Origin of the sequence: Thomasclavelia ramosa DSM 1402, assembly GCF_014131695.1 — a bacterium.
GTDB classification, from domain to species: Bacteria; Bacillota_I; Bacilli_A; order Erysipelotrichales; family Coprobacillaceae; genus Thomasclavelia; species Thomasclavelia ramosa.
Genome location: NZ_CP036346.1, coordinates 2,570,985 through 2,587,992, shown reverse-complemented (window position 1 = coordinate 2,587,992; position 17,008 = coordinate 2,570,985). Strand labels below are relative to the sequence as shown.

The 17,008-nt window shown below is 31.8% G+C and carries 15 protein-coding genes; 13 read left to right on the top strand and 2 right to left on the bottom strand.

Annotated features, from left to right (window positions below; translation table 11 throughout):
* The first annotated feature begins 3 nt into the window (after positions 1 to 3).
* From EYR00_RS12480 to EYR00_RS12455, 6 genes are read left to right on the top strand one after another with little or no spacing between them, the layout of a single operon-like run.
* Entirely contained in the window at positions 4 to 435 is a 432-nt protein-coding gene (locus EYR00_RS12480; RefSeq protein ID WP_003537295.1) for an ATP synthase subunit C, read from the top strand.
* A gap of 19 nt (positions 436 to 454) precedes the next feature.
* On the top strand, positions 455 to 763 hold the full coding sequence (locus EYR00_RS12475; protein WP_003537296.1) for a V-type ATP synthase subunit F: 309 nt from the start codon (positions 455 to 457) through the stop codon (positions 761 to 763).
* A 12-nt stretch (positions 764 to 775) separates the two neighbouring features.
* The gene (locus tag EYR00_RS12470; protein WP_003537297.1) at positions 776 to 1,372 is read left to right on the top strand and encodes a V-type ATP synthase subunit E; all 597 of its coding nucleotides are present in this window, start codon (positions 776 to 778) and stop codon (positions 1,370 to 1,372) included.
* A 15-nt stretch (positions 1,373 to 1,387) separates the two neighbouring features.
* Entirely contained in the window at positions 1,388 to 3,139 is a 1,752-nt protein-coding gene (locus EYR00_RS12465; RefSeq protein ID WP_003537298.1) for a V-type ATP synthase subunit A, read from the top strand.
* Between the two features lie 13 nt (positions 3,140 to 3,152).
* The gene (locus EYR00_RS12460) at positions 3,153 to 4,595 is read left to right on the top strand and encodes a V-type ATP synthase subunit B (RefSeq protein ID WP_008791119.1); all 1,443 of its coding nucleotides are present in this window, start codon (positions 3,153 to 3,155) and stop codon (positions 4,593 to 4,595) included.
* A gap of 2 nt (positions 4,596 to 4,597) precedes the next feature.
* Entirely contained in the window at positions 4,598 to 5,206 is a 609-nt protein-coding gene (locus tag EYR00_RS12455) for a V-type ATP synthase subunit D (protein WP_003537300.1), read from the top strand.
* 17 nt (positions 5,207 to 5,223) lie between these two features.
* Here the strand turns inward: EYR00_RS12455 and brxF are convergent, their stop codons facing one another.
* Positions 5,224 to 5,652: a BREX-3 system P-loop-containing protein BrxF gene (brxF, locus tag EYR00_RS12450; RefSeq protein WP_003537301.1), complete on the bottom strand. Its 429-nt coding sequence runs from the start codon at positions 5,650 to 5,652 to the stop codon at positions 5,224 to 5,226.
* Between the two features lie 290 nt (positions 5,653 to 5,942).
* Between brxF and EYR00_RS12445 the strand changes: the two genes are divergently transcribed.
* The 6 genes from EYR00_RS12445 to EYR00_RS12420 all read left to right on the top strand — a co-directional run bounded on the left by EYR00_RS12445 (position 5,943) and on the right by EYR00_RS12420 (position 13,354).
* Complete coding sequence (locus tag EYR00_RS12445; RefSeq protein WP_003537302.1) at positions 5,943 to 9,062, top strand: FG-GAP repeat domain-containing protein; 3,120 nt, start codon at positions 5,943 to 5,945, stop codon at positions 9,060 to 9,062.
* On the top strand, positions 9,055 to 9,990 hold the full coding sequence (locus tag EYR00_RS12440) for an ABC transporter ATP-binding protein (RefSeq protein ID WP_003537304.1): 936 nt from the start codon (positions 9,055 to 9,057) through the stop codon (positions 9,988 to 9,990). Before EYR00_RS12445 ends, EYR00_RS12440 begins: the two co-directional genes overlap by 8 nt.
* The gene (locus EYR00_RS12435; protein ID WP_003537306.1) at positions 9,971 to 10,882 is read left to right on the top strand and encodes an ABC transporter permease subunit; all 912 of its coding nucleotides are present in this window, start codon (positions 9,971 to 9,973) and stop codon (positions 10,880 to 10,882) included. Before EYR00_RS12440 ends, EYR00_RS12435 begins: the two co-directional genes overlap by 20 nt.
* A gap of 240 nt (positions 10,883 to 11,122) precedes the next feature.
* Positions 11,123 to 12,007: an ROK family protein gene (locus tag EYR00_RS12430; protein ID WP_003537308.1), complete on the top strand. Its 885-nt coding sequence runs from the start codon at positions 11,123 to 11,125 to the stop codon at positions 12,005 to 12,007.
* A gap of 146 nt (positions 12,008 to 12,153) precedes the next feature.
* A complete protein-coding gene (gene aroD, locus EYR00_RS12425) occupies positions 12,154 to 12,912 on the top strand; it encodes a type I 3-dehydroquinate dehydratase (protein ID WP_003537310.1) in 759 nt (252 codons plus the stop codon).
* A gap of 64 nt (positions 12,913 to 12,976) precedes the next feature.
* Complete coding sequence (locus tag EYR00_RS12420) at positions 12,977 to 13,354, top strand: hypothetical protein (RefSeq protein ID WP_003537312.1); 378 nt, start codon at positions 12,977 to 12,979, stop codon at positions 13,352 to 13,354.
* Between the two features lie 8 nt (positions 13,355 to 13,362).
* On the opposite strand, the gene asnB is transcribed toward EYR00_RS12420, so the two are convergent.
* Entirely contained in the window at positions 13,363 to 15,192 is a 1,830-nt protein-coding gene (asnB, locus tag EYR00_RS12415; protein ID WP_226817383.1) for an asparagine synthase (glutamine-hydrolyzing), read from the bottom strand.
* A 249-nt stretch (positions 15,193 to 15,441) separates the two neighbouring features.
* On the opposite strand from asnB, the gene EYR00_RS12410 reads away from it, so the two are divergent.
* Positions 15,442 to 17,001, top strand: coding sequence for an alpha-glucoside-specific PTS transporter subunit IIBC (locus EYR00_RS12410; protein WP_009301236.1), 1,560 nt, complete (start codon positions 15,442 to 15,444; stop codon positions 16,999 to 17,001).
* Positions 17,002 to 17,008: the final 7 nt, after the last annotated feature.

Here is a 17,008-nt window from a genome sequence, read left to right as displayed (position 1 = left end):
ATTATGACAGTTTTAGAATTTATTTTACCAGCATTAGTAGTTATCTTATTATCATTACCATTAATTAAAGTATTCACAGGAAAAGTAAGCGTAAAAAGCGCTAAAATTAGATTAGCAACTCATGTTGCTGGATTTGCTGGAGCAGTATGTTTAGCATTATATTTGGCTGCTGTAACTAACGGTGTATACGCTGAAGAAACAGCTGTAATTACTGGAACAATTGCTCAAGGTTTAGGTTTCGTAGCTGCTGCTTTAGCTACTGGTTTATCAGCTTTAGGAGCTGGGATCGCTGTTGCTGCTGCTGCTCCTGCGGCTATCGGAGCATTTTCTGAAAATGAAAAGAACTTTGGTAAATCATTAATTTTCGTAGCCTTAGGTGAAGGGGTTGCTATTTACGGGTTATTAATTTCTATCTTAATTATCAACAAAATCTAATTGAAAGAATGTGATCATTATGCGATTTTATTGTATAAGTGATAACGTCGATACCCAAGTAGGACTTAGATTAGTAGGAATTGAAGGCCAAGTAGTTCATAAAAGAAGAGAGTTTCTTGAATTACTAGAAACAAAATTAAAAGATGATTCGATCGGAATCATCTTGATCACTACTAACTTAATTGAACTTGCGCCTGATGTTATCTCAGAAATCAAGTTAAAACAACAAAAACCATTGCTTGTTGAAATACCAGACCGTCATGGTGAATCAAAAATTGGTGAAACGATTGACAAATATGTTTCAGAAGCAATTGGTGTGAAGTTATAGAAGGGGAATGCTATGGAAAAGAAAGAACAAGTATTTCTTTATATGAAAGAAGAGATTGAAAGATTAGCAAATCTTGAAGAAGAAAAAATCTTAGATGAAGCAAAGCGTCTTGAAGAAGAAGCATACAACCAAATTAAAGCTGAAGCTAAGAAAGATGCCGAAGCATTACTTGCTAAAGAGTTAGTAGAAATTTCTTCAAATGCTAGTGTTGAAGCTTCTTCATCACAAGAAGAAAAGACTAAGAAGTTAGTTGAAAAAAGAGATGAATATGTAGCTAATATCTTTAGTGAAGCTAAAGATAAATTAGTTGCTTTTGCAAATAGCAAAGATTATCAGGCGTATCTAGTTAAACATATGGAAGAAATTGGGAAATTATATCCAATGAGTGATTCAACTCTTGAACTTAGAGAAGCTGATATGAAATATAAAGATGAATTGATTAAAGCTTATGGTACAGCTTTAGAAGTAGAAGTAAGTGATAAGATTACGATTGGTGGATTTATTGTTAAAAATAAAGCTACTAATGTCGTTGTTGATGAATCATTAGACTTTGCTTTAGAAAACCAAAAGGATTGGTTCTATAAAACATCAGGATTAATGATTAAATAGACAGGGGGTTAATATATGAACAATAATGTAATTTATTCTATTAACGGACCCGTTGTAAAAGTAAAAGATACAGTGTCTTTTTCCATGTTGGAAATGGTATATGTAGGTAATGATTCATTAATGGGTGAGGTAATTTCAATTTCTAAAGAATTTACTACCATCCAAGTATATGAAACTACTACTGGTCTTAAGCCAGGTGAACCAGTTGTTTCAACTGGTTCGCCAATCTGTGCAACGTTAGGCCCAGGAATTTTAAGAAATATCTTTGACGGGATTGAACGTCCACTAAAAGCACTTGAAAAAGAATCAGGAGCATTTATCCAAGCCGGAAGCAATGTTGATTCTTTAGATATTGCTAAAAAGTGGGATGTTACAATGACTGTTAAAGTTGGCGATGAAGTCAAAGGTGGAACTATTTATGCAACAACACCTGAAACTGATTTAATCGTTCATAAATGTATGGTTAGTCCATTGATTAGTGGTAAAGTGGTTGAAGTGGTTGAAGATGGTCAATATACAATCAATGATGTGGTCATGAAAATTGAAGATGCTCATGGTAAGATCATTGAATGTACATTATGCCAAAAATGGCCAATTAAACAATCACGCCCAGTCACAAAACGATTACCAATTGGAACACCTCTAGTAACTGGTCAACGGGTTATCGATACGCTGTTCCCGATTGCTAAAGGAGGAACAGCTGCTATTCCAGGTGGTTTCGGTACAGGTAAAACAATGACCCAACACCAAATTGCTAAATGGTGCGATGCAGACATTATCGTTTATGTTGGGTGCGGTGAACGTGGAAACGAAATGACTCAAGTTCTTGAAGAATTTAGTGAATTGATCGACCCTAAGAGTGGTAAACCACTTACTGACCGTACGGTTTTAATTGCCAATACATCAAACATGCCAGTTGCGGCACGTGAAGCAAGTATTTATACTGGAGTTACTTTAGCAGAATATTATCGTGATATGGGTTATCATGTTGCTATTATGGCTGATTCAACATCTCGTTGGGCTGAAGCACTTCGTGAAATTTCTGGTCGTCTAGAAGAAATGCCTGCTGAAGAAGGGTTCCCAGCTTATTTACCATCTCGTTTATCACAATTCTATGAACGGGCTGGATATATGGAAACATTAAATGGACAAGAAGGTTCAGTATCAATTATCGGAGCAGTCTCACCTCAAGGGGCAGACTTCTCAGAACCAGTTACTCAAAATACTAAACGTTTCGTACGTTGTTTCTGGGCATTAGACAAAGCTCTAGCTTATGCTCGTCACTATTTTGCAATTAACTGGACACAAAGTTATAGTGATTATGTCTATGATCTTGAAAAGTGGTATAGTAAAAATGTTGGGCCTAAATTTGTAAGTGATCGTCAAGAAATTGCTTATATCTTAGCAGAAGAAGCAAAATTGAACGAAATTGTTCAATTAATGGGTCCTGATGTATTGCCAGAAGATCAAAAATTAATTATTGAGGTTGCAAAGGTAGTTCGAGTTGGATATTTGCAACAAAATGCGTTCCATAAAGATGACACTTATGTACCAATGGAAAAACAATTAAAAATGATGGAAGTAATTTTATATTTAAATAAACGTTGTAAAGAAGCGGTAAATCAAGGTAAAGTCGTAAGACGTATCGTAGATACTGGAATCTTTGATCAAGTTATTAAAATGAAATATGATATTCCAAATGATAATATTGCAAAATTAGATACTTATTATCATGATATTGATGAAGCAATCAAATCTGTAGCGTAGGAGGAAAATGATTATGTCATTACAATATGTAGGCTTAAATGAAATAAATGGGCCATTAGTCGTTTTAGACCACGTTAAGGGTGCTTCATACGATGAAATGGTTGATATTCAACTAAAAGATGGAACAACTCGAGCTGGTCGAATTGTTCAAATCGAAGGTGAAAAAGTTGTTGTTCAAGTATTTGAGGGAACAAATGGCTTGTCACTTGAAAATACAAAAACAAGGCTATTAGGTAAACCGATGGAATTACCAGTTTCTAAAGAAATTCTTGGAAGAATTTTCTCTGGTGCTGGTCGCCCAATTGATGGTTTAGGTGAAGTATATGCTGAAGCTGAAATGGATATCAATGGATTGCCATTAAACCCTGTATCACGGGTATATCCACGTAACTATATTAATACTGGAATTTCTTCAATTGACTGTTTAACGACATTGATTCGTGGACAGAAACTACCAATTTTCTCAGTATCTGGTTTACCACATGACCGTTTAGCAGTTCAAATTGTAAAACAAGCGAAAATTGCTGATGAGGCGGGTAAAGGATTTGCTGTTGTTTTTGCAGCTATGGGGGTAACTAATGACGTAGCTGAATACTTTAAACGTAGTTTTAAAGAAGCTGGGGTTATGGAAAGAGTAGTCATGTTCTTAAATCTTTCAAATGATCCAATTATTGAACGTATTTTAACGCCACGTTGTGCTTTAACGGCTGCTGAATACTTAGCATTTAAACAAAATATGCATGTTTTAGTAATTTATACCGATGTTACTTCTTATTGTGAAGCTTTACGTGAATTTTCTTCAAGTAAGGGTGAAATTCCTGGTCGTAAAGGATATCCTGGATATCTATATTCTGACTTGGCTTCATTATATGAAAGAGCAGGAATCATCAAAGATGCTGAAGGTTCAGTAACCCAAATTCCAATTCTAACAATGCCTAATAATGATATTACTCATCCAGTACCTGACTTAACAGGATATATTACTGAAGGGCAAATCACTTTAGATGTTGATTTAAACTCAGCTGGAGTTTATCCTCCAGTAGGAGTATTACCTTCATTAAGTCGTTTAATGAAAGATGGAATCGGTGAAGGGTTTACTCGTGCAGATCATCAAGATATTGCAAACCAATTATTTGCATGCTATGCCCATGTTCAAGATGTTCGTTCATTGACATCAGTTATTGGTGAAGATGAATTATCAGATATGGATAAAAAATACATTAGCTTTGGTCGTTTATTTGAAGAATACTTTATTAACCAAGGTTTTGATACTAACCGTAGTATTGAAGAAACATTAGATTTAGGATGGGATCTAGTTTCAGTTCTTCCTCGTGAGGCCTTAGACCGTTTAGATAATGCTCTGTTAGATCAATACTATAATCATGAAAAAGCGGTTGAACGCTTTAACATTAAAGAAAAGAAGATTATTAAAGAATTACAAGAAGAAGGTGAATAATCATGGCCTTGAAAGTAGTTCCAACTAAAGGTAATCTAATTGCAATGAAAAAATCATTGCAATTAGCGAACCTTGGATATAATCTAATGGATCAAAAACGTAACGTTTTAATCAAAGAAATGATGACTTTATTAGATGATGTAAAACTTATTCGTGATCAAATTACTTCTTCATATCAAGAAGCATATGATGCACTTCAAGAGGCTAATATTTCAATGGGGTTAATTACAGATATTGTTAATAGTACACCTGAGGATTATGGGATTTCAATTGCTTATCGAAGTGTTATGGGGGTTGAGATTCCTAAGATTGCTTATGATAAACAACCCTTAAAGATGACTTATGATATTGAACGTTCAAATTCAAAAGTCGATTATGCTTATAATTGTTTTTACAACGTAAAACAATTAACAGTTTTATTAGCAGAGGTAGAAAATAGTGTTTATCGTTTAGCTAATACGATTCGTAAAACCCAAAAACGTGCTAACGCTTTAAGAAATATTTCGATTCCGCGCTTCGAATCAACTATTAAGGTTATTTCAGAAGCGTTGGAAGAAAAAGAAAGAGAAGAATTTACACGTCAAAAAGTTATTAAAGAAATGAAAAAATAGAAGCTATGCTTCTATTTTTAACATTTAATAAATTTAATTTGTTCATTTTTTAAAGAATATTCGAGATTAGCTGGTAGTTTAGAACGAATATGAATTAGTTTATTATCAGCAATAGTACCATTCCATGTTGCTACAACAATTATTTTTTTAGCTAATTCTTTTAAAAATGTTAACATATCGATATTTGAGTCCTTAGCATAAAGGACTCTTTTATTATCCAACAAAAGAACTTCTTTATCGTAGTTATCAATAAAGTCATTCATTACAGTGATGATTTCACTACAATCATCTTTAAAGATCTGATCAAGATTTAGAATTGGAATACCGGTTTCATTGCTATAGTCATGAATAAGTTTTGATTTACCACTCCCAGGACCACCGATAATTAAAATTAGTTTATTATCACTATTTTGGGCGGTGGCGATTTCTGCTGTTAACGGGTTCATGGGTCTGTCCTCCTTTTTATATTCTCTTTAATCCAAAAAACCTTGTTAAAATCGACTTATTATCTATTTTCATTCTATCATTTATATTTGTCATTTCCTAGCAATATCATAATTTTACTAGTATTTCCTAGGAAATATTGACGATTTATAGTCATTAAGTATTTCTAAAGTTTTTCTAAAAAGGTGTACTATCTATTGTGATACAGTTAATGCGATGATATAATGAAACTGTACTATAGGGAATGATACAGTTTTGTTATGAAACATGATATTAAAAGGAGATGCTTAGAATGAAGAAAATGCTTACTTTTTTAATCGCTACGATTTTGATTTTGGGTATGTCGTTGATGCCACTACAGGCAATTACCGGCATAAATAGCTTAGTTAGTTATGGTGAAGGTAATGAAATTGAAGGTGGCTGTAATGGGAAAAATGTTGATTTAGGCGAAGGACTAAGCGGATTGATGGTATCTAATCAATCAGAGTTAGTTTTTATTGGTAACGATGATTTTAAAATCAAAGTTGGTAAGCCGGTTAAAGAATTTGAAATAATTGATGATGTTGATAATGATGGTCTTAAAGATGTTGCTGTTTATATTGATAGTGAAGATGATTATGATGATTTTAAAATCGTTAGTTCAAAAACTTCAAAAGTATTATATGCTACAAAATATTCTTATAACACGATTAATGATAATAATGAGGCAGTGAATAAGAATGCCACAATTAGACAAATTCTATTTAATGATAATATTGTCTATTTAATTTATAATTATCATTTAGTAGGAATTAGTACAAAAGATTATCAGGTTGTATTTGATTATGAAGCGAAAGATAATATTTGGAAAATGGCATTAGTTAATAATCAGGTTATTTTTACGACACAATTAGGAGAATTGGGAAGTCTTAATAAAACTAATGGAAAATTAAATTATACAGTTGCATTAACAACACCTAAAGAAATTAAAGATCCACGATATGATACTTTGGGGAAAGTCAATTTAAATATTTGGGATATTGTGTATATTAAAGATAAATTGTATGTAACTACAGAAGATGCCAAATTATATCAAATTGATCAAATGAATGGGAAAATTATTAAAACAGTAAATTTAGAAGAGGGTATTGATGAGAAATTAGGAAATTTATTAAAAAACAATAATAAATGGAGCGGTCAACTAGTTCCTACAGGAATCCATAATATTAGTTTTATGAGTTATCGAATGGATTTATTAGATAATAATTTAATGTTGATAAGTGCTTACTTGGGGAGTCCACAAATTGAATTAAATGAAGGAGATAGTGAAAAAGAGATACCTCATTTAATACTTATTGATCTTGAAAAGATGGAGGTTAAACTGGATATTCCTGTTGAGCAATATAATTTAGATTATAGTAGAGCGGTTAAAGGTATTTTTGATAATCAGCCTGCTTTGGTTGTTCCAACGTATGCTAGTACTGGAAAGTTAAGACTTGTCGCTTATTCATTAAATGATGGTACAGTATTAAAACAAACTAATTTGAATCTTAATGGTATTAATAGTAAAAATGTGAAAATTCATTTTGCTAATCAAGGAGAACGTTATTTATTACAAGTTGACGGGGGTGTGTCACTGCTTGTTGATCAAGATTTGAAAACAATAGAGTACTTAGGTAGTGTTAAAGTTGTTAATAAAGTTGTTGATCTTAGTGATGGTACAATCGTGTCTGTTTTGAATAATGGTAAAATAACGCAAATTAAAAAAATGGGTTTAGGTGGCCGTGATGATAATTTAGTTACGTTTAACATTCCAGATGGTTATCATAATAATGGTTTTGAAGCGATTAATTATGATGAAAAACATAATCATCTTTTAAGTTTAGTCAGTGAACTAAACGCTAATGGTGAGGTAATTGCTAGTCATATCGTAATTATGAATTTAAATGACGGAAATACGCTGGCAGATAAAAAGGTATTATTAGAAAAAGGCTATGATGAAAATAATAAGTATTATGAACATTATTTAATTGGTGAAACAATTAGATATTTTACAGATATGAATAATGATGGCAAATCAGAAATTATTGTTGATGAGAATATTCTTGATGGGGCATTGTTAACATTTAGAAGTGTTTATAATAAATCATTTGAAGGTGCTACTACGATTATTGACGTAGGTGATGTGAATAATGATGGAATAAGTGATCTAGTCAATATTGGTGAAAGTGAAATGCGATTATATTATTCGTTAAAGAATGGTTATGATATAACTTATCAAAAAACTAATATTGCTAAAAGTTATGATAAAAAATTGCAAAACAATATTCATGTTAAAGTGCTAGGCGATCTTGATCATGATGGAATCAAAGATTTTGTAATCAATGCTTATAATGATAAAGGCTGTCAATGTTTCCAAGTCATTAAAGGGAAAGACTTATCGGTACGATATTCATTATTAAAAGATGGTGTTATCTATGAAAATGAAGAAGATAGTTTTAGTGTGACAGGAATTGATTATGACAATGATGGAGTTGATGATCTTGTTTATGGTATTTATGATGAAATGAGGACTGTTCTTAGTGGAGCAACTGGTGAAAAGTTATTTGAATACTTAATTACTGATTATCATAATGATTGGGATAATTCTATGGGTGATCCGGTTCCTTTGGAAAATATAGTTAGTTTTAATTTAATTGAAAATGGAAATAGTGTAGTTAAAATCAATGATCTTAATGATGACGGGATTCAAGAGTTAGCGTATTTAGTTAGGGATTATGATAATTCTGACTATGGTACAAAGAATATTCTAAAGATTTTAAATGGAAGTAATTATGAGGAGTTAAAAAGTAAGATCCTTGGTAAAGGAAACTATGATTCGAGTCAAATTACTACAGTGATCGGACAATCAAAATTAATCTATAATGATGGTACATTATCACAAATATATGATTATAGAAATGATAGTTTAGTAGCGGGATTAAAAATGGCAGTCACGAGTGCTCGAACTTTAAATAATCAGCTATTGCAGCTTGAAGATAATGTAGGGCAGTTATATAGTTTTACTGATCAACGAGATTTTGAATTAGTTGATTTTAATGAAAAAGATGTAAATGATGGGAATTTAAAAATAAGTTATAAAACAGAAAAGAATGGTTTGATGTATGTTTATGATCAAGGAAATTTGATTGAAAAGACAACAGCTAAAAACTTTAATGTTAAATTATTAGCAGGAGAGCATGATTTAATCTTTTCATATAATGATGGTCAAGGAAAGGTTACTCATTATGCTACTGTAATTACAGTGGAAAAAAGCACTATTAGTCGTTATTTGATTATGTTACTGGTAATAGGAATTGTTGCTGGCGGCTTTGGTTTAGTCTTCTACCCAAAATATCGATTAATGAAAAAGGCAGGTGTTAAACATGGATAAATTAATTGTGATTGAACATATGGATAAAGTTTTTGGTAATTATAAAGCAATTGATGATTTGTCTTTTAGTTTAGAGGGAGGAAAAATTTACGGTATGATTGGGCCGAATGGAGCAGGAAAGTCAACAACTATGTCATTGCTGATGGGCTTGATTTTTCCGACCAAAGGGAGTGGTTTGATCAAAGGGTATCCGTTAGGTTCTAATGAAGCAAAGGCAATAATGGGATATTCTCCAGAATTTCCTAATTTTTATAGTGATATGAGCTGTTTAGAATATTTAGTCTATATGGGGATGTTGTCTGATCTTAGCTATGATGAAGCTTTAAAACGAACTAAGGAATTATTAGAAGAATTTGATTTAGTTGAACATCAGTTGAAACGTGTTGCTAAATTTTCAACAGGGATGAAAAAGAAAGTTGGATTGATTCAAGCAATGATGCATAAGCCGGAGATTTTATTACTGGATGAACCAACCGCTAATTTAGATCCAACTAGTCGTTATGAAATTATTCAAACTTTAAAACGTTTAGTAAAGCAGCGGAAGATGACGGTTTTAATTAGTTCACATGTTTTAACGGAATTAGAAATGATCATTGATCATGTTATTATGATCAATAAAGGTCATGTAGTTTTAAATCAACCTATTGATGTAGTTCAAAATGAATTTAATCAAGAAAAAATACTTGTAAGCTGTAATCATAATGAGCATTTACAAACATATTTAGAAACTAAAGGGTATTTTTATACGCTCAATAATGGAGTTTTAAGAGTAAGTATAGATGATAAACAAAAATGTAAAAAAGAAATTGTTAAGTTTATTTATGAAAATGATTATGAATTAGATTTATTAAAAGAGGATACGATTTCTCTAGAAGGACTATATCAGCAGTTAGTGGAGGAAAATGATCATGAAAGTACTATTCAGTAAGACATTTATTAAAATGTTTAAGCTTATTCCGGTTGTTGCGTGTGTGATTATTAGTGGCTTTTTTGGTTTTATACTATCAAATCAATATCTTGGTTTAATGAGTCAAAAGCCAACTTATCTTTCTTTATCACAAGATATTTTAATGTTTTATGCAGTTTTAGCTTTCGTTTTATTAGTAGGAATGTTGATCTGGATTATTTGTTCGAATAGTGGTTCGGGACTTTTCGCAAGTGAAATTCACGAGGGGACAATGAGATTATTATTATCAAAAAAAATATCACGTTTAGAGTTAGTAATCGGTAAAGTAGGTGGTATGCTAGTGGGCAGTTTTGTTTATTTGGTTATTTTTTTTGCGACATTCTTAATGGTCTTTATTATTTTAAGTGGTGTTGAAAAAGATATATTACGGATGGTATTAGCAGCTACTCTTGCCTTCATTAGTTATGGAATAATTTTAATTTTTATTCTTGGGGGATTAGCGACTTTTCTATCATCATGTTTTAAAAAGAAAGTACCTGCTATTTTAATTCTAGTAGCATTAGCTGCACTAATTTTTGGAATTATCCCTTTTGCCCGAATTTTCCTTACGAATACTGGAAAATATGATACCTATCATTTATATTTATTTGATATTAATTATCATCTTTCATTGATTTTTAATCAATTTTTAATGCTGGTTGGAGATTTTAATACAATGTTAGGTGATCTAAGCATGTTTGGAATGTTCACAAATCTTTACTCATATGGTGTAACTGATTTTGATTTAGGAAATCGTGCTGTTTATACATTGAATCAGTCACTAAATAGTGGTTTGATTACAGCAGTTTATCTAGCCTTAGCTAGTGGACTGTATGTTTTATCTTATCGCCGGATGGATAAAAAAGACATTTAATTTAGTACTATATAATAATACAATGAATCTTATTATTTGAGTAATGTTTTTGACTACCGCTTTTTTAGTAGCAAAGCTGTATATCCCTTTGAACAATAGAGGTTCCTTTACGGATTATAAAACTAGAAGTTATTTACATAATAATTTTCTAGTTTTTTTATGAGAACTTTTTTCAAAATAAGATTAATAAACACTCCGATTAAAATCTATGATATTATTAATTAGTAGGAGGATTGAGCGATGTATCTAGTATTTGATATTGGTGGAACAGCAATAAAATATTGCTGGATGAACGAAGCGGGAGAAATTTTTAATAAACAAGAAATTTTATCAACAGCAGTAGACAGCTTAGATAAATTTATAAAAACAGTTGCTAAAATATACCACGAAAGTAATAGGAAAGTTGAAGGAATTGCTTTATCATGTCCCGGTGTTATTGATGCAGCTAATGGAACGATCAAAGTCGTTGTTGCGTATCCATATTTACAGGGAATCTGTTTAACTGAGCTAATTTCTAAAGCTTGTGATAATATAAAGGTTTCTTTGGAAAATGATGCTAAGTGCGCTGGATTGGCTGAAGCCTGGATTGGGAGTGCACAAGCTTATGATGATGCAATAATTGTAGTTTTAGGAACTGGAATTGGTGGAGCGATTATAAAAAATAAACAAATTCATCATGGTGCACATTTATTTGCTGGTGAAATAAGTACCCTGATCGTTGATTATGATAAAGAGACTAATCAAGTATTGACCTGGTCGGACATTGCTTCTACAACAGCTTTATGTAAGCGGGCAGCGGAAGCTTTAGCAGTCACGTCAATTGATGGAAGACGTGTTTTTGAATTGGCTAACAATGCGGATGAAGTTGTTCTGGAGGTACTGAAAAATTTTTGTCTGGATATTGCAATACAGTTGTATAACCTTCAGTATAGTTATGATCCAGGAGTAATCTGTATTGGTGGAGGAATTTCTAAACAACCTCTATTGATCAAGCTGATTAAAGAGGCGGTTGAAATAATTGCTAACGAGACTAATCAGCTGCTTAAACCAAATGTAACGACATGTAAATTTTATAATGAAGCAAACTTAATTGGAGCGCTATCATACTTTCTTAGCATAAAATAATTTGTTTTTTTACCCTAAAAAAGTATCATATTATCATCAATAGTGTTATAGTATAAAAGGTGAATATTGGGGAATGTTCATTCAGTATTCTTATTAAAAGAAACATATTGATGTTAAAATGAATATGGTTTTTAGGAGGATGATTTATGGGTGTTTGTAAAGTTAAAAATATTGTAATTGGTGAGGGTATGCCAAAGATATGTGTACCAGTTGTTAGCAACAATCATCAAGATATCATAACAGACTTGATTAGATTACAGTCATTAGATATAGATTTGATTGAACTTAGAATTGATTATTTCAATGAACTGTTAGATCATCAAAAATTAACCGAATTATTTAAAGCAATTGCTTCAATGGCAATTAAACAAGGAATTATTTTAACTTACCGAAGTGTTCCTGAAGGAGGAAATGGTAAATTAAGTAATGATGAATACATGCAATTATATTCAATTGCTCTTGAAAGTGGAGCATTTGATATTTATGATGTTGAATTATCTAGTGGAACTAATACCATTATTAATTTAAGTAATTTAATTCATCAAAATGATAAAAAAATCATTATGTCTAGTCATGATTTTACTCGTACTCCTAGTATTGATACAATGTTAGGAAAGATAAAACAAATGGATTCTTTAGAAGCTGATATAATTAAGATTGCAGTGATGCCAGAAGACTATCGTGATGTTTTATTGTTATTAGAAACAACACTAAAAGCTAATGAGTTATATGATAAACCACTTGTTACAATGTCTATGTCAAGCAAAGGAATTGCAACAAGAATTTTAGGTGAACAATTTGGCTCAGCGATCACATTTGGAAAAGATAACAATAGCTCTGCTCCAGGTCAAATTGAAGTTCATGCTTTAAAAGAAGTGTTAAAAGTGATTCACCATAATAATTAAGGACTATATGTCCTTTTTTTTGCACCTTTTTATAATTTACACATAAAATAAAATAGGTGGTTAAATGTTAATAAATCAGAATGAATTAGAAAAATTATGTAAATATTTATATCCAAAATTTTTTGATTATAAAGATATTAGCCTTTATGACTTAAATATTAAGATCGACGACTATTTACATCTAAGTGCAAATTTAAATTATTATAATATAGAAACAAAGCTGAGAGCAATAGCTCGGGTAAGAGTCGAAGATAAGATTATTATTGATATAAACGGAGTTATTAAATATGGATTTATTAATTTAGATTTAAATAAAGTTTTAAAGGAAACGGTCAAGGATTTGCCATATTTAACGATCAATGATGAAAGTATTATTATTGATAATGAGTATGTTCGGGAGATATCTTTAAAAGATGAATATATAAATATAGAACTAAAATAATCGTAAGATTATTCTAGTTCTATTTCAACATGATAAATCCGACCCCAGAGATAAATCTGATAGAAATATGCTAATAATTGAGGACCAGTCATCAGTTGACCAAACCATGGATATTTAAAGGATTCTCCGCCACTATTAATTAAATCAATTAATTTATCACGGTTAAATAAACGTAGAAGTAGATTATTTTTATCATTTAATGATTCTTTTAACAATTCTACGATTAAATCACGATATAATGGTGAATGGGTTTTAGGATAAGGATTCTTTTTTCGATTATAGATATCACTTGGTAGAAAATCTTTAAAAGCATCTCGTAATAGACCTTTTTCAATATCATTGTGATACATATATTCCCATGGCACATTATATAAATATGAAACAATATCTTTATTAGCGAAAGGAACTCGTAATTCAATAGAACTGCGCATCGTTTGACTATCAGAACGAGTCAATAAAGTCTGCATAAACCATTCCATATTTAAATAGATCATTTTACGCTTATTAGCATCTTCATAAGTATGATCATGATAATCAATTTCGTTTAATGTTTGATGATACTTATCCATGACATAGTTTTTGATATTCAGTGCTTGAATTTCATCAGAGAATAGTTCCATTCGTTTATCTAAATCACGCATCCATGGAAAGCCGTCAATACTGTAAAGTTCTTTTCGATAAAACCATGGGTAGCCACCAAAAATTTCATCCGCACATTCTCCGGAAAGTACAACTTTATGATTATGAGAAATTTCTTTTGAAAATAATAAGAAACTTGAATCAATATCTGCCATCCCAGGAGCATCACGCGCAATCAATGATTCTTTTAACGACATCACTAATTGTTTTTGGGATAAAGTTACTGTTTTATGTTTGGTGTTATACAGTGTTTTTACTTCATCGATATAGTGGTCGTCACGTGTTGTTTGATACTCATAAGGCTGGAAGTATTTGTCTTGATCTTGATAGTCGACACTATAAGTTGATAATTTGGAAATATATTGGCTAGTAACACCAGTGATGATCGAAGAATCAAGGCCGCCAGATAGCATGCATGATACAGGGACATCGCTCAACAACTGTTGGCGAATACTATGATTTACGAGACAGCGGATATCATGAACTGTTTCTTCGTAACTCCGATTATGATTACGTCGCTCAAGTGCCCAATAACGATTGATTTCTTTGTAACCGTTAAAGACATTCATATAATGTGCTGGTCGAAGACTATAGATATCTTTATAAATAGTTTTACCAGGCGAAACACTTGGCCCTAGTCCTAATAATTCTTTAAGTCCTGTTTCATCAACGACACAACGCCCTAAATACATTAAAATACATTTTATTTCACTACTAAAAATAAATAAATCATCTTTTTGATAATAATAAAGCGGTTTGACACCAAGTTGATCACGAGCCACAAAAAGTTTATTTTGATATGAAATTACAAAAGAGAAAATTCCATCAAATAAATTAAGACAACGTGGACCGTAAGCAATAAAACTAGCAACAACTACCTCGGTATCACTTTGACTAGTAAAATGGTACCCTTCATCAATTAATTGCTCTTTGATCGTATTCATATTGTAAATCTCACCATTATATACAATCGTATACTCAATATCATTATAAGTATATTTAAATGGTTGTTTACCGCCATTTAAGTCAATAATTGATAACCGACAATGGCCTAATAAAACATGTTCACTACTGGCGATATTAAAATCATCAGGTCCACGATATTTTAATAATGTAAGCATCTTATTAAAGTTTTGAACTTGATTAGTTAAATCGTTCATATAGTCATACATACATAAAAATCCACACAAATTAATCACCCCGTATCATTATATGAATGATACTTTTTATTATGTCAAAAGATAATTTTAACCGTGTTTTCTTTTTTTGATTCTCCATAAAAATGCGAAAAATTAGGTATATCAAGGGTTTTGCACTAGCGTGAAAAATCACGGTGAATGTGATAAATAATAGAAAATATCACCTTGTCTCTAACTTTGGTCAAAGTATTGTGTAACGGCTTTCAAATTGATACGATGTATGTGTCAAGAGAAAAGGGAGGACAAAATATGTTGCAAAAAATTCAACGTTTTGGTGGGGCAATGTTCACGCCGGTACTGTTATTTGCTTTTGCAGGAACAACTATCGGGATTGGAACATTGTTTACAACTGAAGCAATTATGGGTGGTCTAGCTGACCCTAATGGATTGTGGTATCAAGTATGGAATGTCATTCTTCAAGGGGGATGGACAGTATTCAATCAGTTACCATTAATCTTCGTGGTTGGATTACCAATCGGTCTTGCGAAAAAACAACAAGCAAGATGTTGTATGGAAGCGTTAGTACTTTATCTAACATTTCAATATTTCTTAAGTACGATCTTAAGCCAATGGGGAGGAACTTTCGGAGTTGACTTCGCAGCAGAAACTGGAGGTACAAGTGGTCTTACGATGATTGCTAGTATTAAAACTCTAGATATGGGGATGATCGGAGCGTTAATGATTTCATGTATCGTTGTATATTTACACAATAAATTCTTTGATACTGAATTACCTGAATGGTTAGGAACATTCAGTGGTTCATCATTCGTAGTAATTGTTGGTTTCTTTGCTTTATTACCAGTTGCATTTTTATCTGCATGGTTATGGCCAATCGTTCAAGATGGTATGCGTGCATTCCAAGGATTTGTTGCTGGTGCTGGATCAATCGGGGTATGGATCTTTATCTTCATGGAACGTATCTTAATTCCATTTGGATTACATCATTTAATGTATTTCCCATTCTTCTACGATTCAGTAATTATCAACGGTGGAGTTTATTCAGCTTGGGCAACAGCTTTACCAGATTTAGCGGCTTCAAGTGATTCTTTAAAATCATTAGCACCTTGGGCATGGCCAACACTTACAGGTTTATCTAAAGTATTTGGATGTCCAGGTATCGCACTAGCATTTTATGCGACAGCGAAAGATAAGAAGAAAAAACAAATTGCTGGTCTATTAATTCCAATCACATTAACAGCTATTGTTTGTGGAATTACAGAACCAATTGAATTTACATTCTTATTTATTGCACCAGTATTGTTTGTAGTACATGCAGTATTAGCTGCTACTTTAGCTACAGTAGCAAATGCGCTAGGTGTTGTTGGGGTATTATCAGGTGGTTTGATCGAAATGTCAGCCCTTAACTTTATACCATTAATGGCTTCACACTGGCAAACATATTTAACATTATTGGTAGTAGGTTTAGTCTTTACAGGTATTTATTTCATTGTATTTAGATTCTTGATTTTAAAATTTGACTTCAAGACACCTGGTCGTGAAGATGATGAAGAAGAAATTAAATTCCACACTAAAGCTGATTTTAAAGAAAAACAAGCTGGTGGAAAGGTAGAAAAACAAAGTTTAGCTGCTGCTATCCTTGAAGGATTAGGTGGTAAAGATAACATTGTTGATGTTACTAACTGTGCAACTCGTTTAAGAGTTAATGTAAAAGATGAAAAATTAGTTCAATCTGATAGCTATTTTAAATCAATTGGTACTCATGGTTTAAAAGCTACTAAGACAAATATTCAAGTAATTGTTGGATTAAAAGTACCAAGTGTAAGAGAAGATTTTGAAGCATTACTATAAATAAATG

Bases quoted from the DNA above. Each gene is read 5' to 3' on its own strand.
- EYR00_RS12410 (WP_009301236.1), top strand. From the start codon at position 15,442: ATGTTGCAAAAAATTCAACGTTTTGGTGGGGCAATGTTCACGCCGGTA.
- EYR00_RS12470 (WP_003537297.1), top strand. From the start codon at position 776: ATGGAAAAGAAAGAACAAGTATTTCTTTATATGAAAGAAGAGATTGAA.
- EYR00_RS12420 (WP_003537312.1), top strand. From the start codon at position 12,977: ATGTTAATAAATCAGAATGAATTAGAAAAATTATGTAAATATTTATAT.
- aroD (WP_003537310.1), top strand. From the start codon at position 12,154: ATGGGTGTTTGTAAAGTTAAAAATATTGTAATTGGTGAGGGTATGCCA.
- EYR00_RS12430 (WP_003537308.1), top strand. From the start codon at position 11,123: ATGTATCTAGTATTTGATATTGGTGGAACAGCAATAAAATATTGCTGG.
- EYR00_RS12480 (WP_003537295.1), top strand. From the start codon at position 4: ATGACAGTTTTAGAATTTATTTTACCAGCATTAGTAGTTATCTTATTA.
- EYR00_RS12460 (WP_008791119.1), top strand. From the start codon at position 3,153: ATGTCATTACAATATGTAGGCTTAAATGAAATAAATGGGCCATTAGTC.
- EYR00_RS12465 (WP_003537298.1), top strand. From the start codon at position 1,388: ATGAACAATAATGTAATTTATTCTATTAACGGACCCGTTGTAAAAGTA.
- EYR00_RS12475 (WP_003537296.1), top strand. From the start codon at position 455: ATGCGATTTTATTGTATAAGTGATAACGTCGATACCCAAGTAGGACTT.
- EYR00_RS12445 (WP_003537302.1), top strand. From the start codon at position 5,943: ATGAAGAAAATGCTTACTTTTTTAATCGCTACGATTTTGATTTTGGGT.
- EYR00_RS12455 (WP_003537300.1), top strand. From the start codon at position 4,598: ATGGCCTTGAAAGTAGTTCCAACTAAAGGTAATCTAATTGCAATGAAA.
- EYR00_RS12435 (WP_003537306.1), top strand. From the start codon at position 9,971: ATGAAAGTACTATTCAGTAAGACATTTATTAAAATGTTTAAGCTTATT.
- brxF (WP_003537301.1), bottom strand. From the start codon at position 5,652: ATGAACCCGTTAACAGCAGAAATCGCCACCGCCCAAAATAGTGATAAT.
- EYR00_RS12440 (WP_003537304.1), top strand. From the start codon at position 9,055: ATGGATAAATTAATTGTGATTGAACATATGGATAAAGTTTTTGGTAAT.